This is a genomic window from Agromyces aureus (assembly GCF_001660485.1).
Lineage (GTDB): Bacteria > Actinomycetota > Actinomycetes > Actinomycetales > Microbacteriaceae > Agromyces > Agromyces aureus.
On the sequence record NZ_CP013979.1, the window covers coordinates 1911911 to 1936230 of the forward strand.

Annotated in this window: 20 protein-coding genes; 14 read left to right on the plus strand and 6 right to left on the minus strand. The window is 72.1% G+C overall.

From position 1 onward, the window contains the following. Positions 1 to 31: 31 nt before the first annotated feature. Together ATC03_RS08285 and ATC03_RS08290 are read right to left on the minus strand one after the other, a co-directional pair. Positions 32 to 556 (minus strand): DUF3515 family protein, encoded by a 525-nt coding sequence (locus tag ATC03_RS08285; protein ID WP_067875467.1) that lies wholly within the window; start codon positions 554 to 556, stop codon positions 32 to 34. Positions 557 to 612: 56 nt separating this feature from the next. Beyond that, a complete protein-coding gene (locus tag ATC03_RS08290; RefSeq protein WP_161490331.1) occupies positions 613 to 2340 on the minus strand; it encodes a VWA domain-containing protein in 1728 nt (575 codons plus the stop codon). 189 nt (positions 2341 to 2529) lie between these two features. Here ATC03_RS08290 and thiL point away from each other — a divergent pair, with 189 nt between their 5' ends. Next, on the plus strand, positions 2530 to 3597 hold the full coding sequence (thiL, locus tag ATC03_RS08295) for a thiamine-phosphate kinase (protein ID WP_418118810.1): 1068 nt from the start codon (positions 2530 to 2532) through the stop codon (positions 3595 to 3597). Here the strand turns inward: thiL and ATC03_RS08300 are convergent. Beyond that, the gene (locus tag ATC03_RS08300) at positions 3567 to 4175 is read right to left on the minus strand and encodes an RsmD family RNA methyltransferase (RefSeq protein ID WP_067875474.1); all 609 of its coding nucleotides are present in this window, start codon (positions 4173 to 4175) and stop codon (positions 3567 to 3569) included. The two genes, thiL and ATC03_RS08300, sit on opposite strands and share 31 nt — an antisense overlap. Before the next feature lie 77 nt (positions 4176 to 4252). Between ATC03_RS08300 and ATC03_RS08305 the strand changes: the two genes are divergently transcribed. The 10 genes from ATC03_RS08305 to mutM all read left to right on the plus strand — a co-directional run bounded on the left by ATC03_RS08305 (position 4253) and on the right by mutM (position 15243). After that, positions 4253 to 5173, plus strand: a complete 921-nt coding sequence (locus tag ATC03_RS08305) for a hypothetical protein (protein ID WP_179947904.1) — start codon at positions 4253 to 4255, stop codon at positions 5171 to 5173. Next, entirely contained in the window at positions 5170 to 7422 is a 2253-nt protein-coding gene (locus ATC03_RS08310) for an ATP-dependent DNA helicase RecG (protein ID WP_067875481.1), read from the plus strand. The genes ATC03_RS08305 and ATC03_RS08310 overlap by 4 nt, the downstream gene beginning before the upstream one ends. A gap of 51 nt (positions 7423 to 7473) precedes the next feature. Next, positions 7474 to 7965, plus strand: coding sequence for a pantetheine-phosphate adenylyltransferase (gene coaD / locus ATC03_RS08315; protein WP_067875484.1), 492 nt, complete (start codon positions 7474 to 7476; stop codon positions 7963 to 7965). An 80-nt stretch (positions 7966 to 8045) separates the two neighbouring features. Continuing rightward, a complete protein-coding gene (locus tag ATC03_RS08320) occupies positions 8046 to 9020 on the plus strand; it encodes an AAA family ATPase (RefSeq protein ID WP_084003714.1) in 975 nt (324 codons plus the stop codon). Positions 9021 to 9022: 2 nt separating this feature from the next. Continuing rightward, positions 9023 to 10417 (plus strand): DUF58 domain-containing protein, encoded by a 1395-nt coding sequence (locus tag ATC03_RS08325; RefSeq protein WP_067875487.1) that lies wholly within the window; start codon positions 9023 to 9025, stop codon positions 10415 to 10417. Next, positions 10407 to 12767, plus strand: a complete 2361-nt coding sequence (locus tag ATC03_RS08330) for a transglutaminase TgpA family protein (protein WP_084003390.1) — start codon at positions 10407 to 10409, stop codon at positions 12765 to 12767. Before ATC03_RS08325 ends, ATC03_RS08330 begins: the two co-directional genes overlap by 11 nt. A 38-nt stretch (positions 12768 to 12805) precedes the next feature. Beyond that, the gene (locus tag ATC03_RS08335) at positions 12806 to 13342 is read left to right on the plus strand and encodes a YceD family protein (RefSeq protein WP_067881760.1); all 537 of its coding nucleotides are present in this window, start codon (positions 12806 to 12808) and stop codon (positions 13340 to 13342) included. Positions 13343 to 13351: 9 nt separating this feature from the next. Further along, a complete protein-coding gene (gene rpmF, locus ATC03_RS08340) occupies positions 13352 to 13555 on the plus strand; it encodes a 50S ribosomal protein L32 (RefSeq protein WP_055857210.1) in 204 nt (67 codons plus the stop codon). Positions 13556 to 13634: 79 nt separating this feature from the next. Continuing rightward, complete coding sequence (rnc, locus tag ATC03_RS08345; protein ID WP_227820284.1) at positions 13635 to 14297, plus strand: ribonuclease III; 663 nt, start codon at positions 13635 to 13637, stop codon at positions 14295 to 14297. A gap of 1 nt (position 14298) precedes the next feature. Beyond that, entirely contained in the window at positions 14299 to 15243 is a 945-nt protein-coding gene (gene mutM / locus ATC03_RS08350; protein ID WP_067875495.1) for a bifunctional DNA-formamidopyrimidine glycosylase/DNA-(apurinic or apyrimidinic site) lyase, read from the plus strand. Here the strand turns inward: mutM and ATC03_RS08355 are convergent. Beyond that, positions 15158 to 16288, minus strand: a complete 1131-nt coding sequence (locus ATC03_RS08355; protein WP_067875498.1) for a GNAT family N-acetyltransferase — start codon at positions 16286 to 16288, stop codon at positions 15158 to 15160. The genes mutM and ATC03_RS08355 overlap by 86 nt on opposite strands. Positions 16289 to 16536: 248 nt before the next feature. Between ATC03_RS08355 and smc the strand changes: the two genes are divergently transcribed. Then, a complete protein-coding gene (gene smc / locus ATC03_RS08360) occupies positions 16537 to 20091 on the plus strand; it encodes a chromosome segregation protein SMC (protein ID WP_067875501.1) in 3555 nt (1184 codons plus the stop codon). 54 nt (positions 20092 to 20145) lie between these two features. Here smc and ATC03_RS08365 read toward each other — a convergent pair whose 3' ends face one another. Next, a complete protein-coding gene (locus tag ATC03_RS08365) occupies positions 20146 to 21807 on the minus strand; it encodes an alpha-amylase family protein (RefSeq protein WP_067875503.1) in 1662 nt (553 codons plus the stop codon). After that, positions 21804 to 22772 carry a TIGR03885 family FMN-dependent LLM class oxidoreductase gene (locus ATC03_RS08370; RefSeq protein WP_067875507.1) on the minus strand — a complete coding sequence of 323 codons (969 nt, stop codon included), beginning with the start codon at positions 22770 to 22772 and terminating at the stop codon, positions 21804 to 21806. Before ATC03_RS08370 ends, ATC03_RS08365 begins: the two co-directional genes overlap by 4 nt. Before the next feature lie 106 nt (positions 22773 to 22878). Here ATC03_RS08370 and ftsY point away from each other — a divergent pair, with 106 nt between their 5' ends. Further along, complete coding sequence (gene ftsY / locus ATC03_RS08375; RefSeq protein ID WP_067875510.1) at positions 22879 to 23754, plus strand: signal recognition particle-docking protein FtsY; 876 nt, start codon at positions 22879 to 22881, stop codon at positions 23752 to 23754. Between the two features lie 29 nt (positions 23755 to 23783). Further along, complete coding sequence (locus ATC03_RS08380) at positions 23784 to 24272, plus strand: DUF2004 domain-containing protein (RefSeq protein WP_067875513.1); 489 nt, start codon at positions 23784 to 23786, stop codon at positions 24270 to 24272. Positions 24273 to 24320: the final 48 nt, after the last annotated feature.

Consider the following 24320-nt stretch of genomic DNA (forward strand, 5'->3'; position numbering starts at 1 on the left):
ATCCCGGCGCCGTTCGCGTCGGGGGCCGGCGCTAGTCGATGGGAGCCGCGTCGTCGAGCGACGTGCACGCGCCATCGGACGGGATGATCGAGACGGCCTGCGAGAGGTCCGAGATCACGGTCGTGCCGGAGACGACGTCGTTGTCGACGAGCACCTCGACGGCGGGCGTCCGGCCGTACGTCGTGAACAGGTAGCGGGGGGCATCGGACTCGTCGATGACCCAGTCGATGCCGTCGACGCTCACGCACCGGTCGGTCGTGGGGCCGAGCGGCGGCACGCCGCACCGCAGCAGCACCGAGGCGGGGTCGCCCCACGCGCCGGAGCCCTGGGCGTCGGTCTCGCGTTGCGGCTGCTCGGCGACCTCGTCGGGAAGGCGAACGCTGAGCTCGGCGCACGAGGTGTCGATCGCCTCGGGGGCGGGCTGCATGCTCACGATCGGCGTGCACCCCGTGAGGCCCGCAGCACCGGCGAGGGCGATCACGGCGACGACGGCCGAACGGATGCCGGCGGCCCGGGTGCGACGGTGGTGCGGCGGGATCACGGCGTGCTGAGACATCCGCACCAGCGTACCTTGCGACCTTCTGCGCTTCGGACTGGGCGGATCGGCGACCGTCAGCAGTTCGGCCGGCAGGACCGCTGCGAGAGCGCATCGGTGAGCACGGTCTTCAGGTCCTCGGGCCGCTCGGCCGAGTACGCGGCGCCGCCCGTGGCCTCGGCGATCAGCCGCATCGACTCGAGGTCGGTGTCGGGGCCGATGCCCACGAGCACCACGGGAACCTGCTGCCCGTCTTCGTTCATGGCGGCGAGCTGCTCGAGCAGTTGCTCGCGCGTGATGCCGTTCTCGTCTTCATTCCGGCCGTCGGTGAGCAGCAGCACCGAGTTGACGGTCTCGGGGTCGTAGGCCGAGCGCACCTGCTTCACGGCGGCGAGCGTGGTGTCGTAGAGGCCGGTGGCTCCGCCGAGGCGCCCGGGCAGCGAGCCGAGCACGTCGAGCACCTGCGAGCGGTGCGTCTCGTCGGCGAGCGGCTCGATGGGGGAGAGGTCCTCCCAGTCCTGGTCGCCGAGGCGTTCGGTCGAGAACGCCCAGACGCCGACGTCGACGGCCTCGGAGAGCTGCGAGACGGTGTTCGACGCGGCCTGCTGCAGCAGGTCGATGCGGCGCAGCCCGGTCACCGTCGGCTCCTCCATCGAGCCCGACACGTCGATGACCGAGAGGATGCGCGAGCGCAGGCTCACGACGCCCCAGGTGCGCAGGATCGAGACCTGAGCGGATGCCGCGGCCGACCCGACCTCGGTCGCATCGGCGAGGACGCCGTCCTGCTTCAGCTCCCCGCCGCCGGTGCCGTCGCGGAAGCCCTCGGCCGCGAAGCGATCGGAGGCGTCCCACATCGCGATCTTCAACGCGTCGAGCTGCTGGGCCCGGAGCGCGAGGCGGGCGCCGTCGCCGTCGGCCGCGGCGTCCTCGCCGCCGAGGTTCTTCGCGAGCTCGGACTCGTCGAGCATGCGGAGGAACGGGAACTGCAGGGCGAGCGTGCCGTCTGAGGGGTAGAGCGCGAGCAGCGGAGTCGAGGCGTCGTCGCGGTTGTGCATCGCGATCTGCTGCTCGCTCGCGATGGCGACGGTGCCGGCCGGGCTGACGGCGAGCGAGCCGAACGCGGCGTCGACCCGCGCCGGCGCCCCGTCGCTCAGTCGGATCATCGCGTTCTGGAACTGCTTCGCCTGCCCGATGGGGGCCGCGCGCTCCATGGCCTGGAGGCCGCTGAGGCTGGCCGACGACGCTTCGGGGTCGGCCAGCAGGGTCGGGAGCTCGCCCGTGAGCACGTCGCCCCAGTCGAGCGAGCGGCCCGCGAAGGCCGCGGCGCCGCTCACGGGGGCCGCGAAGACGACGGGGCTCGAGGCGATCGACCGTTCGAGTGCGAGGTCGGGCACGTCTCGCCCGAGGGAGCGGGCGCTCGCGGCCATGCGGACGAGCCACACGGGCGAGTCGGGGATCCACGCGTCGATCTCGGAGCCGTTGCCCGAGGCGAGGAGCGCCGCGGTGTCGGCGCTGTCCTGCGCGACGACGTCGGTGCGGGAGCAGGCGTCCTCTCGCGCGTCGTACTCGGCCGCGATCGCCTTCACGGGGCGGGCGATCGCGGTGTCGGCGACGACGGTGAGCTCGATGGGCCCGTCGCACGCGGGTCCGGCGGCGAGCCAGGCGCTCAGCGAGCCGCCGGCCCAAGCCGCCCCAGCGCCGGTGACGAGCGCGACACCGAGCGCGCCCGCGGCGATCATCACGACCACGCGGCGGTGGTGGCGGCGCGACTGCTCGCGTTCGGCTCGTTCGCTTCGTCGACTCACTGGGGGCTCCATTGCGGCACGGTGAGCAGCATCTTGGTCACCGCGGTTCGGGTATCGCGGCCTGGGGGAGGCCCCATCAGCGTACGTCAGGCGCCCGCCTTTTGTAAGTATTCGTTACTTGTGCGGCCTGTGCCCCGATCGGGGGACGCCCGGAATCTCGCGGGAGCCGGCCTGTTCTAGGCTTGCGGCGTGTCCGATTCGCGAGTGCCCGTGTCCGCCGAACGTTCGGATGCCGCGTCCGGCCCGGCTGCGCCGGACGCCGCGCTCGGAGGCGGGCCGACGACCGGCGAGCTGGGCGAGATCGCGGTCCTCGGCCGCATCCTGCCGCGCCTGTCCTCCGGCGATCACGCGCTGCTCGGCCCCGGTGACGACGCGGCGCTCGTCGCGGCATCCGATGGTCGTTTCGTGGTGACCACCGACCTGCTCGTGCACGGCCCCGATTTCCGACTCGCCTGGTCGACGCCGTTCGAACTCGGGTGGAAGGCCGCGGCCACGAACCTCACCGACGTGGCCGCGATGGGTGCCCGCCCCACGGCGCTCGTCGTCGCGATCGCCGCGCCGCCCACCACCCCGGTCTCGACGGTCGAGGGCATCGCCGACGGGCTCCGCGAAGGCCTCGCCGCGTTGGCGCCCGGCGCGGGCGTGGTGGGCGGCGACCTCTCCGCGTCGGCCGTGCTCACGATCGCGGTGACGGCCTTCGGCGACCTCGAGGGACGGGCGCCGGTGCTGCGCTCCGGTGCTCGCGTCGGCGACGTGATCGCCCACGCGGGCCGACGAGGCGACGCGGCCATGGGCCTCGCGCTGCTGTTCTCCGAGGCGACGGATGCCGCGGGCGAACCCGATGCGACGCTCGCCGCCGCCCTGCGCGAACGCGAGCCCGACCTCGTGCGGGCGCAGCTGGCGCCGAGCCCGCCCGTCGGGGCCGGCATCATCGCGGCCGAGGCCGGCGCCACCTCGATGCTCGACGTGTCCGACGGGCTCGCGCGCGACGGCCGCCGCATCGCGGAGGCCAGCGGCGTCGCGTTCGACTTCGACTCGGCCGCCCTCGGCTCCGACGCCGCGCGGGTGCGGCTCGCCCTCGCCGGCGGCGAGGATCACGGCATGCTCGCGACGTTCCCCGCCGGCAGCGACATCCCCGAGCCCTTCGAGGTCATCGGACGCGTCGTCGACGGCGCAGGGCGCATGCTGCTCGACGGCCGCGACATCGAAGCCGACGGCTGGGACCCCTACTCGGGCTGGGACGGCCGGGCGGGCTGATCGGCGTCGGTGGCCTCGGCCGCGGTCGCCCACCACAGCGTCGTCTCGCCGTAGTCGCGCCGACGCTCGAGCTCGATGCGCGCGGGCCAGACCGGCTCGGGCGACCGCGAACTGCGCTCGACGACCACGAGCGCGTCGCGGGAGAGCAGTGGCGAGAGCAGCTCGAGGTCGCGTGCGACCGCCGCCTCGTCGAGGTCGTACGGCGGGTCGATGAAGGCGAGGTCGACGCCGGCGGGCGCCGTCTCGAGGTAGCCGGCCACGGGCTTGACGACCACGCGGATGCGGGCGGCGCACTTGCCGATCGCGCGCGTCACCGCGTCGGCGTTGCGACGGCACACGTCGGCCGCCGGCTTCGCGCGTTCGACCAGCACGACTTCGGCCGCGCCGCGGCTCGCGGACTCGAGGCCGAGGGCGCCCGATCCGGCGTAGAGGTCGAGCACGACCGATCCGTCGATCGCATCGCGCGCCTCGAGCGCTGAGAATATCGCCTCGCGAACGCGGTCGCTCGTGGGCCGCGTGCCGGATCGCGGCACGGCGAGGGAGAGGGAACCGGCTGCGCCGGCGATGATGCGCGTCATGCTGCTCGAAAGCCTAGCGGGACCTTCCGCGTCGTCGAACGTGCGAGCCCGTCGGACCGCGCTGCCATGATGGGAGCGTGGATGCCCCTACCGCCCATGATCGTGTCGAACCCGATCGCGCCGTGCTTTCCGAGCTCGAACCCGCCGCGGACGACGCCGCGGACGACGCCGTGGACGACGCTGCGGCGGTCGAACCCGCCGACGTCGTGCCGCATCCGGTCGAGCCCGCGCGGCCCGAGTCGGCACGGCTCGAACCCGTCGAGCAGGCGCTCATCGACCGGCTGTGGGACTTCGCAGATGCCGGGGCGAGCGCCGAGCGGTTCCGCGCGGCATCCGACGACCCCACGGCGACGCCGGTCGGGCGCGCCGTGATGGCGACGCAGCTCGCGCGGGCGCTGGGTCTGCAGGGGATGGCCGACGAGGGCTTCCAGGTGCTCGACGCGGTGCCCGGCGTCTTCGACGGCGACGTGCCGGCCGAGGTGCGCGCCCGGGTCGCGCTCGAACGCGGTCGTCTGCTCGTCGGCGAGCGGCCGGCCGAAGCGGTGCCCGAACTCACGCTCGCCGCGCGCGCGGCCGCGCAGGCGGGGTCGGTCTTCCTGGTGCTCGATGCGCTGCACGTGCTCGCGCTGAACGATGCCGGGCACGAGGAGGAATGGGCCGCCGAGGGCCTGGATCTGCTCGAGGGCCGCCGCAATGCGCGCACGTTGCGCTGGGGCATCGCGCTGCACCACAACCTGGGGTGGTTCAAGCTCGACGCCGGTCGCGCACCCGGCGCCCTCGCCGAGTTCGAGCGCGCCGTGGAGTTCGCCGACCGCTACGGGTCGGCGGAGCAGCAGCAGGTCGCCCGGTGGTCCGTCGGGCGGTGCCTCCGCGTGCTCGGGCGCACCGACGAGGCGCTCGACCTGCAGCGCTCGCTCGCCGAGCTCCGACCCGACGACCCGTACGTGCAGGCCGAGATCGAGGCGTTGACGGCGGGGGAGCCTACGATCGAGGCATGACCGCCGACGCACCCGACGAGCCGGCCGGCATCGGCCGGTACACGCTCGATTCGCGGCTCACGGGGGCACTCGGCGGGCGCACCGCGCAGGCCCTCGAGCGCGCGTTCGGCTACCGCACGGTCGGCGACCTCCTCGCCCACTACCCGCGCAGGTACGCCCTCCGTGGTGAGCTGACCGCGCTCGCGAGCCTGCCCCTCGACGAGAACGTCACGATCGTGGCCGAGGTCATCGAGGTGCGCGAGCGCACCATGCGGTCGCGGCGAGGGTCCATCCTCGAGGTGAAGATCACCGATGGCACCGGCATCCTCACGCTCACGTTCTTCAATCAGGCGTGGCGGTCCCGCGAGCTGGTGCCGGGTGCGCGCGGCATCTTCGCCGGCAAGGTCGGCGACTACCGGGGCGCCCGTCAGCTCGCGCACCCCGACTACGAGCTCTTCGACGATGCGACGCCGAGTTCGCCGACCGATCCGTCGGTCAAACGCTGGGCCGAGGCTCCGATCCCGATCTACCCCGCGACGGGTGCGCTCGCGAGTTGGCAGTTGGCGAAGGCGATCGGGCTGCTGCTCGACGGCCTCGAGACGGCGGATGCCGCGGGCGACCCGATCCCCGAGTCGGTCCGCGCGTCGCACGGGCTGCTCGCGCAGCGTCGCGCGCTCGAGCAGGTGCACCGCCCAGAGGTCGAGTCCGAGTGGAAGGCGGCGCGCCGCACGCTCCGCTTCTCTGAGGCGCTCGTACTGCAGACGGCGCTGCTGCAGCGCAGGGCCGAGCTCAGGGCCCACGCGACGACCGCGCGGCATCCGTCGCCCGGCGGTCTGCTCGAACGCTTCGACGCCTCGCTGCCGTTCGAGCTCACGGGCGACCAGCTCGAGGTGGGGCAGGCGATCGCCGACGACCTCGGCGAGCCCGTGCCCATGAACCGACTCGTGCAGGGCGAGGTCGGCTCCGGCAAGACCGTCGTCGCCCTGCGCGCGATGCTCGCGGTGGCCGACTCTGGCGGGCAGGCCGCGCTCCTCGCGCCCACCGAGGTGCTCGCGGCGCAGCACCTGCGGTCGATCGCCCGCATGCTCGGCCCCGACCTCTCCGCGGCCCTCGTGCCGACCCTGCTCACCGGGCAGCTGCCGGCGGCCGAGCGTCGCAAGGCGCTGCTGCGGGCCGCGGCCGGGCAGTCGCGCATCGTGGTCGGCACGCACGCGCTCATCGGCGACACCGTCTCGTTCGCCGATCTCGGACTCATCGTCGTCGACGAGCAGCACCGGTTCGGCGTCGAGCAGCGCGAGGCGCTCCGGCTCAAGGGCCGGCAGCCGCCGCACGTGCTCGTGCTCACGGCCACGCCGATCCCGCGCACGGTCGCCATGACGGTGTTCGGAGACCTCGACATCTCGACGATCCGCGAACTCCCCGCCGGGCGCGCCGGCATCGAGTCCCACGTGGTCCCGCTCGCCGAGCGGCCGGGCTGGCGCTCCCGCGTGTGGGAGCGCCTGGCCGAAGAGGTCGCGGCCGGCCGTCAGGGCTTCGTGGTGTGCCCGGCGATCGAGGCGCGCGTCGTCGAGGAGGCCGATGCCGTTGCCGCGGTTGCTGCGCCGGCCGCCGCCGCCGCCGGCGAGGCTGCAGGGGGAGCGGATGCCGCGGCGCGGCCGGTCGCGTCGGTGGCCTCCGTGCTCGCCGAGATCACGGCGCTGCCCGCGTTCGCCGACATCCGCGTCGCGCCGCTGCACGGCCGCATGTCCTCCGACGAGAAGGACGCGACGATGCGCGCGTTCGCCGCGGGCGAGATCGACGTGCTCGTCGCGACGACGGTCATCGAGGTCGGCGTCGACGTGCCGAACGCGAGCGCCATGGTCGTCGTCGACGCCGATCGATTCGGCGTCTCGCAGCTGCACCAGCTCCGAGGTCGTGTGGGCCGAGGAGGGTTGCCGGGGCTCTGCCTGCTGGTCACGGCCGCCGAGCCCGACTCGCTCGCCCGGCAGCGCGTCGACGCCGTGGCTGCGACGCTCGACGGATTCGAGCTCGCACGCGTCGACCTCGAGCTCCGGCAGGAGGGCGACGTGCTCGGCGCGACCCAGTCGGGCGGGCGCTCCTCGCTCAAGCTGCTGCGCGTGGCCCGCGACGGCGAGGTCATCGCCGACGCGCGGGCGGTCGCCGCCGGCATCCTCGAGGCCGACCCGTCGTTGCAGCGCCATCGGGGCCTCGCAGCCGAGGTGCGCCGCCGTCTCGACGACGACGCCACCGGGTTCCTGAGCAAGGGCTGAGAGTCTCAGAGGCCCGGTGCGCGCGTCGAGACGCGCACTACGCTGTTGCGTATGCAGCGGATCGCCGTCGTTCCCGGTTCTTTCGACCCCGTCACCAGGGGCCACCTCGACGTCATCGAGCGCGCGGCCGGCATCTTCGACGAACTGCACGTGGTCGTCGTGCACAATCCCGACAAGAACGCGCTCCTGCCCATCGCCCAGCGCGTCGCCCTCATCGAGCGCGCCGTCGCCGATGCGGGCATCCAGGGGCGCATCGTGGTCGCCTCGTGGAGCATGGGGCTGCTCGTCGACTACTGCAGCGACGTCGGTGCGACCGTGCTCGTGAAGGGCGTGCGCTCGCAGATCGACGTCGCCTACGAAACCCCCATGGCGATCGTGAACCGGCATCTCGCGGGCGTCGAGACGGTCTTCCTGCTGCCCGATCCCGGCAACGCGCACGTGTCGAGCTCCCTGGTGCGCCAGGTCGCCGCGCTGGGCGGCGACGTCGCGCCGTACGTTCCGCCGGTCGTCGCCGAGTACCTGCAGTCGGCGATGACGCCGTGAGCGAGGCGTCGGTGAGCGAGGCACCGGCCGGCGACCACACCGGCCCCCACGACGACGCACGCGGCGACGCGGCATCCGTCATGCCCATCGACGAGGTCGGCGCGCTCGCCGCCCGCGTCGTCGCGAACGTCGAGACCGTGATCGCCGGCAAGCGCGATGCGATCACCGCGGCACTGACCGTGCTGCTGGCCGAGGGGCACCTCCTCATCGAGGACGTGCCCGGCGTCGGCAAGACCATGCTCGCGAAGGCGCTCGCCCGTTCGGTGGGCAGCACCGTCAACCGCATCCAGTTCACTCCCGACCTGCTGCCGAGCGACGTGACCGGGGTCTCGGTCTTCGATCAGGCCAGCCGGCGCTTCGAGTTCAAGCGCGGGCCGGTGTTCTCGAACATCGTGATCGGCGACGAGATCAATCGCGCGAGCCCCAAGACCCAGGCCGCGCTGCTCGAGTGCATGGAGGAGCGCCAGGTCACGGCCGATGGCACGACGTACCATCTCGACCTGCCGTTCACGGTCGTGGCGACCCAGAACCCGGTCGAGATGGAGGGCACCTACCCGCTGCCCGAGGCGCAGCGCGACCGCTTCATGGCGCGCGTGTCGATGGGCTACCCCTCCGCGGTCGACGAACTCGCGATGCTCTCCACCCGCGAGACCTCGAGCCCGCTCGATCGGCTCGAGGAGGTCATCACGCTCGACGAACTGCGCGCGATGATCCGCGCCGTGCGGCACGTGTTCACGTCGCAGCCGGTCAAGGAGTACGCCGTCGAGCTGGCGCGCGCCACGCGTGAAGACCGTCAGCTCAGACTCGGGGCGAGCCCGCGGGCCACGCTCCAGCTCGTCCGCGCCGCCAAGGCCCACGCGGCCATGCACGGGCGGGAGTTCGTGCTGCCCGACGACGTCGATGCGCTCGCGGTCGCCGTGCTCGCCCACCGGCTCGTGCCCACGAGCCGGGCCGTCGGTTCGCACGATCGCGACAGCGGTCCGCTGATCGACTCGATCGTCGGTCGCATCATCGCGCAGACGCCCGTGCCCGTCGGGAGCGCTCGAAGGAACTGATCATGACCCGCAAACGCCCGCGCGCGATGTCCTGGCCGCGCCTGACCCGCCGGGGCGTCGCACTCGTGGTCGTGGGCACCGTGCTCGTGGGCGTCTCCCTGTGGTTCGACCTGCGAGACATCCTCCTGCTCGCCTTCGTGGGGCTGGCCATGCCGCTCGTGGCCGCCGTGTTCGTCGCGCTGCGACGACCGAGTCTCGCCGTGCAACGCACCTTCGCGCCCGCCATCGTCACCGCGGGCGAGGCGACGCGCGTCACGCTGGTCGTCGCGAATCGCGGCCGGCGCACGCTCGACGGGGCACATTGGCGCGACCATGCGCCCGAGAGCACCATCGGGCCGCCGCCGTCGCTGCTTCCGGCACTCGGGCCGCACGAGTCGGTGCTGCCGTCGGGTGACGACCGCGTGCGGGTCGAGTACCGGCTCCGGATGCCGCGGCGCGGCGTCTTCCCCGTCGGACCGCTGCGTATCGGGGTCACCGATCCCTTCGGCCTCGCGAGCATCGAGCGGGTCACCGGTGCACCGCACGAGGTCGTCGTCACCCCGAGGGTCACCCCGCTCGCCGAGGCGCTCGCGACCGCCGCGAGCATCGACGGCATCGTGCACGGGCTGCAGCGCCGCACGCATCCCAACTCCGACGAGCTCATCGCCCGCGAGTACCGCTACGGCGACCCGATGCGACGCGTGAACTGGCCGGCCACGGCCAGGCGGGGCGAGCTCATGGTGCGCGAAGAGGAGCAGCGGGGCGACCCGGAGGCGCGGATCCTGCTCGACCTCCCGGGTGACGCGCGGCACGGGCTCGCCGTGCATCGCGACCGCGACGACCTGGTCGACGATCGCGTCGAGCTCGCCATCGAGGTGGCGGCGTCAGTCGGCGTGCACCTGCTCGAGAACGGCTTCCGCCTGCGCTGCACGGGCATCGCCGATCCCGAGCAGGGGCTCGTGCCGACCGCACCGTACGGCGGCGAGTACCGCATGCCGGGTGGCGACCACCTGCTGCTCGAAGACCTCGCGCGCGTCGATCCGACCGTGTACCGCGACGGAGCGCGGCGCGACGGCGGCCGCGACGACCATGGCCGGCACGACCACGGCCGGCACGGCTCCGGCGATCGCGATCGCGACCGCGATCCGGGTCCCGAGTTCCGCACGCGGGGCCGAGACGCCCGCGAACCGGGGTTCGCCGTCCTCGTCGATCCCGGCCAGGCCGACGCCGCGGCGCTGGTCGCGCTCCGCGTCGGCCTCGAGCCGGCCGTGGCGTTCGTGACCTCGTCGGTCTCCTCCAGCGTGCGCCGCATGCTCGAGGAGGCCGATTGGAACGTGGTCGACGTCCGCCGGGCGGTCGAGATCGGCTCGGCGTGGTCGGCCGTCGCCGGCACCACGGCGGTGCGCGATGCATCCTGATTCCGCTGCGCTGACCGTGCGGGGGCGCCTTGCGCTCACGACGGCGTCGTTCGTGCTCATGGTCGTCGCGACCATGTCGCTCGGCCCGCTGATCGCCGACGGCGGGTGGTGGTGGCTCTGCGCGTTCGTCTCGGCCGGGGTGTTCTTCGGCGGCGCGGGCCTGCGGGCGCTCCGAGTTCCGTCGGCGCTGGTGCCCGTGCTCGAGGGCGTCGTCCTCCTGCTGCTGCTCACGCTGCTGTTCGGCGGCTCGACGTCGATCGCGTTCATCGTGCCGACGCCCGACACGTTCGCGGCCTTCGGCGAACTCTTCACCGGGTCCCAGCGGACCATCGCGCAGCAGACGGTTCCCGCGGTCGCGGTGCCCGCCCTGACGTTCGCGTTGGCGCTCGGCGTCGGCCTGCTCTCGATCCTGCTCGACGTGCTCGTGCAGATCGCGCGGGTGCCGGCCCTCGCCGCGATTCCCGCATTCGTGCCGGTGGTCATCCCGGGGTTCCTCGTCGAGGCGGGCGCCGATATCCCGGTGCTCGTCGCCACGGCGGCTGCCTACCTCCTGCTGCTGCGGGTCGACGTCCGGGTCCTGCGGCGCGCGCGGATCGACCGCGGGGACGACGAGGATGTCGCGACGGTGTCCGCGCCGAAGCGCGTCCCGGTGGCGTCCACCCTCGGCGCCTCGCTGGGCGTTGCGGCCACGGGGCTCGTCGTCGCGTCGCTGCTCACCGCTTCGACTCCCAGTATCTCCACGAGCCTCCTGCTCGGCAACGGATCGCAGGGCGCCCTCTTCGCGCGCGGCGTGAGCCCGTTCCTCGATCTCGGGCGGGACCTGCGACGACCCGAGGCGCGGCCGGCGTTCCGCTACCTCGCGCAGGACGGCGATCGGCCCTACTTCACGCTGCTCACGCTGGATTCGTTCGAGGGCGACGTGTGGTCGGTGACCGAGACACCCGTCGACGGCGACAACACGGTCGACGCGATGGGGGCACCCGAGGGGTTGGGCGCCGAGGTCGCGACCTCCGAGCATCCGATCGACGTGCTCGTCAACGAGGTGCGCACCACGTGGTTGCCCGTGCCCTATCCGTCGACGCGCATCGAGGGCCTGAGCGGGTCCTGGTACTGGGACGACGGGCCGCTCACGGTGCGGAGCGTGGACACGAACACGGCGGGTCAGCGCTACGAGGTGACGAGGCTCGAGGTCGAACCCACGGTCGAGCAGTTGCGCGACGCGGGCGGGCCCCGGTCGGTGGATCCCCGGTTCCTCGAACTGCCCGACGCGGTTCCGCCCATCATCTCCGACACGGCCGTCCGGCTCGCGGGTTCGGCGGCGACTCCCTACGACGCGGCCGTCGCGATCCAGGCGTACCTCCGCTCGCCGGAGTTCGAGTACTCGACCGAGGCACCGGTCGCCGACGGCTACGACGGCGGTGGGTTCGAGGTCATCGCCGCCTTCCTCGAGGCCAAGAGCGGCTACTGCGTGCACTTCGCCTCGACGATGGCGGTGCTGGCGCGCGAGGCCGGCATTCCGTCGCGCATCTCGGTCGGCTACACCTCGGGAACGCCCACGCCCGAGCGCGTCGACGGCGTGCAGCGCGTCGAGGTCGATTCGCACGACCTGCATGCCTGGCCCGAACTCTACTTCGAGGGCGTCGGCTGGATTCCGTTCGAGCCGACGCCGGGGCGCGGCAGCGTGCCCGAGTACTCCCGACCCGGGGCCGGCCAGGCGCAGACGTCGGTGCTGCCGGCGGCGCCGTCGACGACGGCGCCGTCGACCGGTCGCCCCGAGCTCGATCCCGACCGTGGGCTCGCGGGCGGCGCGACCGATCCGCTGCAGAGCCAGGCGCCGTTGCGTGCGGGCATGCTGCTCGTCGCGGTGCTGGCGCTGCTCCTGATGCCGGCGGGCCTGCGGGTGCTCCAGCGCGCGATGCGCCGCCGGCGGATCCGGCAGCGCCGAGGCGCCGCGAACGCCGCGTGGGACGAACTGCGCGCTCAGGCCGCCGACCTCGGAGTCGGGGGAGCCGACGCCACGCCGCGAGCGTTCGCCGCCTACCTCGCCTCGCGACCGGCGTTCCACGACGCCGAGGTGCTCGCGGCGCTTCTGCGGTTGCGCGATGCCGTCGAGCGCGCCAGGTACGGGCCAGGAGTCGAGGCGACGGGCGACCGAGGCGATCAGTCGGCAGCGGCGCCCGCGGGCGGCGTTCCCCGCGCCGATCCCGCCCTGCTCGATCTCGACGTCGCGCTTCGGGCGCTGATCCGTGATGCGAGCGCACGTGATCGGCTGATCGCCGCGCTGCTTCCCAAGTCGCTCGCAGACCGCGTTCGGCGAGCTTCCGGCGTTCGCACAGCAGACGGCGCGTAGAATCATCCTTCGTGGCCATTCAGTATTCGCCGTTCCGCATGAACGTGCGCGACCTCCTCAACCGTCCGGGCGAGATGCGCGAGCATCGTCTCCAGGTGCCGGTTCGCGAACCCCTCGGCGAGGGGCTCGTGGCCGTTCGCGAGGGGTCCGAGCTCGATCTCGACGTCAGGTTGGAGTCCGTCCACGAGGGCATCCTCGTGTCGGCGAGCGTCGACGCGGTGGCTGAAGGCGAGTGCGGTCGATGCCTGATCGACGTGTCGCTGCCGGTCGAAGTCGAGTTCCAAGAGCTTTTCGCGTATCATTCTGGAGAAGCTTTCGAGTTTGAGGTTCAAGACGACCACGTGGATCTTGAACCGCTCATCCGAGATGCGGTGGTGTTGTCACTGCCGTTCCAGCCGGTCTGCCGGCCGGACTGCCCTGGTCTCGACCCAGAGACCGGGCTGCGACTGGCTGATCATCCTGAACTCGACACCCCAACCGAGCACGACCCGCGATGGGCCGCGCTCGCAGGGCTGCAGGCTTCCGAAGACCAGGGCACGGATGTCGCATCCGACGCCGACCCGAAGAGAGATTGAGAGAACGTCATGGCTGTTCCGAAGCGGAAGAAGTCGCGAGCAAACACCCACGCGCGTCGTTCGCAGTGGAAGGCTGAGGCCCCCACGCTGGTGAAGACCGTCGAGAACGGCAAGGTCACGTACAGCCTTCCGCACCGCGCGAAGGTCGTCGAGGACTCGGCGGGCACCCCGCTGTTCCTCGAGTACAAGGGCCGCAAGGTCGCCGACGTCTAGTCGACGGCCCACGCAGCAACAACGACCGGTCGTGACGCGCACGGAGCGCACAGGGCTCGGGGAGCCGAATCTCGTCGAGCTGCAGCAACTGCTGCAGATCGAGATCGATCCCGAGCTTCTGCTCCTGGCGCTCACGCACCGGTCGTTCGCGTACGAGAACGGCGCCATTCCGACCAACGAGCGGCTCGAGTTCCTCGGGGACTCGATCCTCGGTCAGGCGGTCACGGTCCGTCTGTTCCGCGACCACCCCGACCTCGACGAGGGCGAGCTCGCCAAGCGGCGCGCGAGCCTCGTCTCGAGTGTCGCGCTGGCCGAGGTCGCGCGTTCACTCGGTCTCGGGCGCTACATCCGGCTCGGCCGCGGTGAGACGCTCACCGGTGGTGCCGACAAGCCGTCGATCCTCGCCGACACGGTCGAGGCGATCATCGGCGCGGTCTACCTCGACCGGGGCGGCGACGTCGCGACCCCGTTCGTGCTGAGCCTGATCACGCCGCTCATGAGCGACCCCGATCGGTTCGGTGCATCGATGGACCCCAAGACGAGCCTGCAGGAGATCGCCGCGAAGCGCAGCGCCCCGCCTCCCGTCTATACGCTCACCGAGAGCGGACCCGACCACAACAAGCACTTCGTGGCGACCGTCGTCGTCGGCACGCTCGTCGAGGCGTCGGGCGAGGGTTCGAGCAAGAAGCAGGCCGAGATGGCCGCTGCGCTCGAGGCCTGGACCACGCTCACCGCGCTCTGACGTGCCGGAGCTTCCCGAGGTCGAGGTCGTCCGCGCGGGCCTGGCGCCCGCCGTCACGGGCGCGCGCATCGCCGCGGTCGACGTGCTCGACGCACGTGCGCTCACACGGCACGACGCGGCATCCGGCGATTTCGAAGCGCTCACGACGGGCGTGACGATCGCCGCGGCGGTGCGGCGCGGAAAGTTCATGTGGCTGCCGATCGGCGCCAACCGCGCGATCGTCGGGCATCTCGGCATGAGCGGCCAGATGCTGCTGCGCTCGCCCGAACACCCCGGCGACGACCGTCACGCGCGCGTGCGGATCCACCTCGAGCACCCCGAGCACGGCGAACTCCGCATCGACTTCGTCGACCAGCGCACGTTCGGCTCGCTGGCCGTCGACGGCATGGTGCCCACGCCCGACGGCGCCGCGGCCGGGTTCAGCGGCGACGTGACGGGGGAGTGGGCGGCGAGCATCCCGACGCAGGTCGCGCACATCGCGCGCGACCCCCTCGATCCGGCGTTCGACGACGAGCTCTTCCTCGAGCGGATGTCGCGGCGTGCGTCGGGCGTCAAGCGCGTGCTCCTCGACCAGGGCGTCGTGAGCGGGGTCGGCAACATCTACGCCGACGAGTCGCTGTGGGCCGTTCGCCTGCACGGCGAGCAGCCGGCGTCGACGATCTCGAAGCGTCGCGCGCGCGAGCTGCTGCGGGCGGTGCGCGACGTGCTCGGCAAGGCGCTCGACGAGGGAGGCACGAGCTTCGACGCGCAGTACGTCAACGTGAACGGCGCGTCGGGGTACTTCGCGCACTCGCTGAACGCCTACGGACGCGAGGGACTGCCGTGTCCGCGGTGCGGCACGCCGATGGTGCGCGAGGCGTTCATGAACCGGTCGTCGCACCGGTGTCCGCGCTGCCAGCGGCTGCAGCGTCGGCGGGAGCCGGGTCGAGCTGCCACAGGGCGCTGATGCCGAGCACGCGGTATCCGAGCGCGACGTTGATCGCGAGCATGTGCTCGTTCTCGTCGGCGTTCCACGTGTAGACATCGGAGCGCTCGGGCGCGACCCGATGCAGCTGCACGAGGTTCGCCAGCTTCACGCGCATGCCCAGCCGGTGGCCGCGGTGCGCCTCGAGCACGATCGTGCTCCACTGGAACGCTGACGGGGAGTCCTTCGGCAGCGAGAGTTCGGTGAATCCCGCAACCGTGTCGTGATCGTCGACGGCGGCGGCGAAGAGACTGGTTCGACCGCTCTCGATGGCCTGCGCCTCGGTCGCACGGACCCGCGCCGCATCCCAGACCTCGAGGTCGTACGTGCTCTCGCCCGTCGGCGGGTCGGTCGACATGGCCTGCTGCGCGACGGCGAGGCTGTCGACGAGGTGGTCGGGGGCATGGTCGATCCACGTGACGATCCGGTACGCGCGCGCCTCGGACTCGAGCTCGGCCGCGGACTCGGCGAACTCCTCGTCCCGACGGGCGACCGGCTGGCCGCTCACGCGTTCGAGCTGCGCCAGTCGGAAGCCGTGGTGGATCGCGAACGCCGCACCCGGATCGCTCGCCGGGATCGAACCGCTGCCGTCGCGCGCCTCGAGCCGGTCGCCGGGCGCGTCGAGCGCGGCCGCGGCGACATCGGACATCGCCGTGACGATGTCGCGACCCAGCTCGACCGCCACGCCGCGGGCCGCGGCGAGCAGGGCCGAACCGACGCCGCGGCGTCGTGCATCGGGCAGCACGCCGAGCACGAGGTCGAACGTCTCGGCGCCCTCCGAGCGCTCCCACGTGCACTCGACGCGGCCGATGCAGCGTTCGCCCTCCCATGCGGCGAACGCGCGCAGCGGCTGGTACTGCTCGTCGCGGAACCTGGGGAGCAACTCCGACGCGCTCCACGCGAACCTGCGGTGCCCCCAGACGGATTCCTCGACGAGCGCACCGACTTCGGCCATCGCCTCGAACTCGTGCGACTCAGGGGTCGCGAGGGCGTCGGGCACCGGCACCGGGCGGATCTCGAACGTCACGGCATCCTCCTCGTCTTCCGTCCGCCCGGGATCGGGCAGCCGAACAGGATATCCGGCGCCGCAGGGAGCGGCAAGCGCGCCGGCCGACCGGCATCCGATGCGGCGCGATGCGATGCGACGTGCGATGCGCGAGGTCGACCCCGATGGACGGATGTCCCGATCCGGCGCTGCACGGCGGGGAGTGCGGGCGGGAACGCCGCACTCGACTACGCTCGTCGCAGCGCGCTCGCGAGCCGGAAGGGTGGGACGTGTACCTCAAGAGCCTGACGCTGAAGGGCTTCAAGTCCTTCGCACAGCCGACGACGTTCGCCTTCGAACAGGGCGTGACCTGCATCGTCGGCCCCAACGGCTCCGGCAAGTCCAACGTGGTCGATGCGCTGGCGTGGGTCATGGGCGAGCAGGGCGCCAAGACGCTCCGCGGCGGCAAGATGGAGGACGTCATCTTCGCCGGCACCTCGACGCGCGGTCCGCTCGGCCGCGCCGAGGTGAGCCTCACGATCGACAACTCCGACGGCGCACTGCCGATCGAGTACAGCGAGGTCTCCATCTCGCGCACGCTCTTCCGGAACGGGTCGAGCGAGTACGCCATCAACGGCGAGACCTGTCGTCTGCTCGACGTGCAGGAGCTGCTGTCCGATTCGGGTCTCGGCCGTGAGATGCACGTCATCGTCGGCCAGGGCCAGCTCGATGCGGTGCTGCGCGCGACCCCCGAGGACCGCCGCGGCTTCATCGAGGAGGCCGCCGGCATCCTGAAGCACCGCCGTCGCAAAGAGAAGACGATCCGCAAGCTCGACGCGATGCAGGCGAACCTCACGCGCCTCTCCGACCTCGCCGGGGAGATCCGCCGCCAGCTGAAGCCGCTCGGCCGCCAGGCCGAGGTGGCGCGCGAGGCGGCGGGCATCGCCGCGGTCGTGCGCGACGCGCGTGCGCGACTGCTCGCCGACGACGTGATCGGCCTGCGCCGCGCCCTCGAGGACCACGGTCGCACCGAGCAGCAGCGGCACGCCGAACGACTCGTGCTCCAGGACCAGCTCGAGCAGCGCCAGGCCCGCGTCGCGGCCCTCGAGCAGTCCCACCTCGGCGATGACGTCGACACGGCGCGCGCCACGAACTTCGCGCTCGAGCAGGCGCGCACCGCGCTCCGGTCCCTCGATTCGCTCGCGAACCAGCGCATCGCGCTGCTGTCGGTCTCCGACGACGCCTCGGATGCCGCGCCCACCGTCACGCGGTCGATGATCGACGACGCGCTCGCCGAACTCGACGAGATCCGCGAGAGCATCGACGTCGCGGGCACCGCCCTCGACGAGGCGCAGCACGCGACGCACGACGCCCGTTCGGAGCTCGACGCCGTCGACGCCGGGATCGCGAAGCGCAGCGCCGAGGTGCAGGCCTACGACCTCGCGATCTCGAAGCTGTCGGGGCAGGCCGACTCCGAGGCGTCGAAGCTCGCCGCCGTGCGCGGCGAGGTGCTCCGCCACCGGAACGCGCTCGAGGCCTCGGCCGAGCGGCGCGAGCGTGCGGCCGTCGCACTCGTCGAAGCCCAGGCGGAGGCCGAGATCGAGCAGTCCGCCGAGACCGACCTCGACGAGGCATACGAGCTCGCGCAGTCCGCGGTCTTCGAGGCCGAGGGCGAGATCGAGCGGCTCCGCGAAGAACTGCACGAGCGCGAGCGCGAGCACGGGGCGCTCGCCGCACGCACGCAGGCGCTCTCACTCGCCCTCGACCAGCGCGACGGATCGGCCGCCCTCGCGGGCGCCGAACTCGCCGGCGTGCGCGGCCTGCTCGCCGAGTCGGTGCAGGTCTCACCGGGATACGAGGCCGCGATCGCGGCGGCCCTCGGGTCGCTGAGCGACGCCGTGCTCGTCGACGACCTCGGCGCCGCCCACCGCGCGCTCGTGCACGCCGAGCGGGGCGACCTCGGTCGCGTGGCCCTCGTGCTCGCCGAGCCCGCGGGTTCGGGGTCGGGCGTGCGCGGCGCGGTCCCGCACGGACTCGTGGCGGCCGCAGAGGTCGTGACCGCGCCCGCGGGCGTGCTCGGCCTTCTGGCGGAGGTGCTCATCGCCGCCGACCTCGACGCGGTGCGTGCGGTCGAATCCGAGCTCGCGGCACGAGCGGTGCCCGCGACCGTCATCACCCGCGACGGCACCGTCGTCGGCCGGTTCGTCGTGCGCGGCGGCACCGGACGCAAGCAGAGCCGCATCGAGCTGCTCGCCGAGCGCGACCGCGCGGCCGCGCGACTCGACGAGGTGCGCAGCGAGATCGAACGACGGCGGGCCGAGCTCGGCGAGCAGCGCGAGCTTCACGCCAGGGCGAAGGAGGCGGCGAAGGTCGCACTGGCCGCGCTCCGCGAGTTCGACACGCAGCTCGCGCAGCGGACCGAGCGCCTGAACCGGGCCCGGGTGCAGGCCGAGGCGGCAGAGGCCGAGTCCGAGCGCCTGCAGGCGGCCTCCGCGAACGCCGAGGAGCGCGTCGTCGTCGCTGAAGCGGCGTCGGCGAACGCGAAGGGCGCACTCGAGGAGGCCCGTGCGGTGGCGCGGCCCGTGCTCGACCCGAGCGCCCGCGATGCGGCATCCGCCCGACTCGAACGCGCCCGCGAGGCCGAGGTCGAGGCGAAGCTGCGACTGGAGACCGCCCGTGAGCGCGTGCGCGCCGAAGAGGCCCGCATCCGAGCGATGCAGGCCCAGCACGACGCCGAACGCCATGCCGCGGCCGAGGCTGCGAGGCGCGCGGTCGTGCGCCGGTCGCAGCTCGAGGCCGCGACCGGCGTCGCGGCCGCCCTTCCCGTCGCACTCGCATCGGTCGACGTGTCCGTCGGCGAGGCCGGGCTCGCGCTCGGGCGCGCCGAAGCCGAGCGCTCGGCGCGCAACGAGGAGCTCCAGGCGCTCCGTCGCGACGAGTCCACCGCGCGCGAGCGACTGCACGCCGTCACGGAGGACGTGCACGGGCTCGAACTCCGGATCTACGAGAAGAAGCTGCAGGTCGGCAGCCTCGTCGAGCGAGCCGAGTCCGAACTCGGCCTCGAGGAGTCGGTGCTGGTCGCCGAATACGGCCCCGACGTGCCGATCCCGGCCGACGACCCCGACGATCCCGACGCCGAGCCCCGCCCGTATCGCCGTGAGGAGCAGCAGCGCCGGTACACGGCGGCCGAGCGCAAGCTCTCGCAGCTCGGTCGCGTGAACCCGCTCGCGCTCGAGGAGTTCGCGGCGCTCGAGCAGCGGCACCGGTTCCTCACCGAGCAGCTCACCGACCTCGCGAACACGCGCAAGGACCTGCTCACGATCATCGAGGAGATCGACGGCAAGATGTCGACGATCTTCCGCGACGCGTTCGACGACACGCAGGAGGCGTTCGCGAAGGTGTTCCCGGTGCTGTTCCCCGGAGGTGTCGGCAGCATCTCGCTCACCGACCCCGACGACATGCTGACGACCGGCATCGAGGTGGCCGTGCGACCCGCCGGCAAGAAGATCGAACGCCTCTCGCTGCTGTCGGGCGGCGAGCGCTCGCTCGCCGCGGTCGCGCTGCTCATGGCCATCTTCAAGGCCAGGCCCAGCCCGTTCTACATCATGGACGAGGTCGAGGCGGCGCTCGACGACGCCAACCTGGGGCGCCTGCTCACGACCATGGAAGACCTCCGCGCCGACAGCCAGCTCATCGTCATCACGCACCAGAAGCGCACGATGGAGATCGCCGACGCGCTCTACGGCGTCTCGATGCGCCAGGACGGCGTCTCGGCCGTCGTCGGACAGCGCGTGCGCGAGGAGCCCCGCGTGCGCGAGGAGCAGCCGGCGGCGCAGGCCAGCTGACGAGGACGGTGCGGGGGTCGCGAGCGCCAGCCCGCGACATCCGCACCCCTCGTGTCAGGTCAGCCTGCGGTCGTCGGGCTCGACGACGCGGAACCAGCGGTACCCGTAGGCGTCCAGGTGCACGTCGACGGCCCCGCGCTCGTCGAGCGGCGCGGTCGTGACCGCGAACAGGTCGGACAGCACGCTGTGCGGCGCGACCGGGCCGAGCTCGAGGCGCACGACGACGGGTGCGGCCGCGAAGTTGTGCACGGCGACGAACCTGCCGACGTCGGCGGTGATGCGGTGCGCGAGCACGGCCTCCAGCCCCGTCGGCAGCACGTCGAGCTCGCCCCACCCGATCTCGGGCGAGCTCCGATAGCGCGTCGTGAGCTGCCTGATGAACGACAGCAGCGAGTCGGGGTCGTGCATCTGGGCTTCGACGTTCACGTGCTCGGGCGCGTACCCCCCGCTCGGAGGCGCCGCCGCCAGCTTCGACGGAGCGGCACGCGAGAACCCGCCGTTGCGGCCGCCGTTCCACTGCATCGGCGTGCGGACGGCCTGGCGGCCCGGCTGCTCGCCGTTCTCGCCCATGCCGATCTCCTCCCCGTAGAAGAGCACCGGGGTGCCCGGCAGCGAGAACAGCAGGCTGTAGACCATGCGGACGCGTCGCGGATCGCCGTCGAGCATGGGCGGCAGCCGGCGCACGATGCCCCGGTCGTAGACGCGCATCCCGGGTTCGGGTGCGAATGCCGCGAAGACCTCCTCGCGTTCGGACTCCGACAGCTTGTCGAGCGTGAGCTCGTCGTGGTTGCGAACGAAGTTCGCCCATTGGGCCTCGGGTTCGAGGCGCGGGCGCTTCGCGAGGGTCTCGGCGAGCGGGCGTGCATCCTCGCGGGCGAGCGACAGGTAGAGCGACTGCATGGCGAGGAAGTCGAACTGCATGGTCAGCTCGGCGGGCGCGCCGGCTCGCCCGAAGAAGTCGAGCTGCCCGTCATAGGGCAGGTTCACCTCGCCGAGCATCACCGCTTCGCTCGACCTGCGCTGCAGGAACCGCCGCAGGTCGCGGAGGAACTCGTGCGGGTCGCCGATGTCGACGCCCTCCGGCGGTTCGATGAGGAACGGCACCGCATCGACCCTGAAGCCCGAGATCCCGAGCTGCAGCCAGTAGCCGATCGTTTTCGCGATCTCGTCGCGGACGGCCGGGTTGGCGATGTTCAGATCGGGCTGGTGACGGTAGAAGCTGTGGAGGTAGGACTGCCCGGTGCGCTCGTCGAACTCCCAGATCGAGTCCTCCTCGCCCGGGAACACGGCGTTCGGCGACTTCGGCGGGTCGTCCCGCCAGACGTACCAGTCGCGGTACGGCGAGGTCCGACTTCGACGAGCGGAGCGGAACCACGGATGCCGCTCCGACGTGTGGTTCATCACGAAGTCGACGATGACGCGCATGCCGCGATCGCGCGCGGTCCTGGTGAACTCCGCGACGTCGCCGAGCGAGCCGAGACGGGGGTCCACGCCGAAGAAGTCCGTGATGTCGTACCCGTCGTCGCGATCCGGCGTCGGCTGGAACGGCATCAGCCAGATGCAGGTCACGCCGAGCTCGGCGAGATGGTCGAGGCGATGGGCCAGGCCCTCGAAGTCGCCGAAGCCGTCGTCGTTCCAGTCCATGTAGGTCTCGACGTCGAGGCAGTACACGACCGCGGTCTTCCACCAGAGGTCGCTGCGATCCGTGATCTTCATCGACCCGCCTCCTTCAGGTCGGGGAGCACGTGCTCGGCGAACTCGTCGATGAACCCGTGCTGCTCGGTTCCGACGTGATGCAGGAAGATGCGGTCGACCCCGAGCTCCGCGATGCCGGTGAGATGGTCGAGGTGCCGGCCGGTGTCGGCCGACGCGATCAGGGTGGTCGCCACCTGCTCCGGCGAGGCGTCGGCGGTGCGGGCGTCGAAGTCCTCGGGGCGGTCGAGTTCCCATGCGAGGTGCGCGGGCACCAGGCTCTGGCGCCACTGGTCGTGCGCGATGGCGATCGCCTCGTCGTCGGTGCGCGCCCAGCTCAGGTGCACCTGCACGGCGATGGGACCCTCGCCGCCGGCATCCCGGTAGACGTCGATGAACTCGCGCAGCGCGTCTCGCGGCTGATCGACCGTGATGACGCCGTCGGCCCACGCTGCGACGTCGCGCGCGGTCTCGGTGCTCACCGCGGCCGCCAGGAGCGGCGGCGTTACGTCGGGGAGGCTCCAGACGCGCGCACGGTCGACCCGGATGCGTCCGTCGACCGAGACCTCCTCGCCGGCGAGGAGGCGGCGGATGACGTCGACGACCTCCGTCAGCCGTGCATCGCGTTCCTCCTTCGCGGGCCAGGCGGTGCCCGTGACGTGCTCGTTGATCGCCTCGCCGCTGCCGAGCGCGGCCCAGAACCGGTTCGGGTACATCTCGGCGAGCGTCGCGAGCTTCTGGGCGGCGATCGCGGCGTGATAGCGCTGGCCTGGCGCGGTCACCACGCCGAGCGGCAGCGAGGTCGCTTCGAGCGCGGCCCCGAGCCAGCTCCACGCGTAGCCCGAGTGCCCCTGTCGAACGCTCCACGGCTCGAAGTGATCGCTGCACATGGCGGCGTCGAAGCCGGCCGCCTCGGCGCGCTTCACGGCATCGAGCAGTCGGCTGGGCGGCAGTTGTTCGTGCGAGGCGTGGAATCCCACGATCGTCATTCGCAGTCCTTTCGTCCCCTCGAGGCTGGCAACGCGCCCACCGCGCCGCCAACCCCTTGCAGGCCGGACGTGCCCCGTGTACGGCGACCCGCCCTAGGCTGGTCGTATGGCAGAACGTGCATCCTGGTCGCTCGGCGCGGCCCTCCGCGGGGTCTTCTCGGCGAAGACCATCGACGAGGACACCTGGGACGACCTCGAATCCGCGCTCATCCGCGCCGACTTCGGTCCGGCGGTCACCGAGGAGATCGTCGATCAGATCAAGGCGCAGGTCGAGCGGTACCGCACGACCGACCCGAAGGACGTGCAGCGGATGCTCCGCGAGATCGTCGAGGAGCGGCTCGCGAAGTACGACCCCACGCTGAAGCTCACCGAACGACCGGCGGTCGTGCTCGTCGTCGGCGTCAACGGCGTCGGCAAGACCACGACGATCGGCAAGTTCGCGCGATTCCTCCGCACCTTCGACCGCACGGTCGTCGTCGGTGCGGCTGACACGTTCCGCGCGGCGGCCGTCGACCAGCTCGCGACGTGGGCCGAGCGGGCCGGCGTCGAGATCGTGCGCCCAGAGCGCGAAGGCCAGGACCCGGCATCCGTCGCCTTCCAGACCGTCGACCGCGCCAAGCGCGAGGGCATCGAGATCGTCATCATCGACACGGCCGGTCGCCTGCACACCAAGGGCGGGCTCATGGACGAACTCGGCAAGATCCGCCGCGTCGTCGAGAAGCAGGCGCCGATCAGCGAGGTGCTGCTCGTGCTCGACGCGACCACGGGCCAGAACGGGCTCGCGCAGGCGGAGGCGTTCATCGAGCACGGCGGCGTCACCGGCCTCGTGCTCACCAAGCTCGACGGCAGTGCCAAGGGCGGGTTCGTGCTCGCGGTGCAGGAGAAGACCGGCCTGCCGATCAAGCTCATCGGGCAGGGCGAGGGCATCAACGACCTCACGGGCTTCACGCCCCACGTCTTCGCGCAGAAACTCGTCGGCTGAGGCCGGCCGAACAAGGGGGAGGGCGGCAGATGGCCACCGAACACGACTACTTCGGCGTCGTCGGCGACTACTGGTCCGAGATGATCGAGTACGCCGACCAGCGCGTCGAGGTCGTCCTCGAGACCGAAGACGACGACGTGCCGATTCCGGCGCTGGATGCCGCGGCGGCACTCGTCAGCGAGCTCGAGTTCGCCGACGACGAGGTGCGCAACGCGTTCGTCGGCCAGCTCGATTCGGGCAGCTCTCCGGCCGTGAAGTTCCTCACCGTGCTGCTCGACCCCGAATCGGAGGTCGCCGAAGAGGTCGAGGAGGCGATCGGCCGCGACTCGGGCGACCGTCAGATCGACGCGCTGCGCTCGATGACGCTCGTGCGCGTCGACCTCCGCCCCGAGCTGTTCGGCGACGGGGAGGCGTTCGCGGAGTTCGAGTACGCGCTGGCGCCCGATGAGACCGACGAGCGACTCATCGCGACGATCGACGTCGGCCGCGATGTCGTCGACGCCCGTTTCGAGGGCTGACCCGCTCGACGGCCGACCCGCTGACCCGGTTCGAGGTCCGGGTCGAGC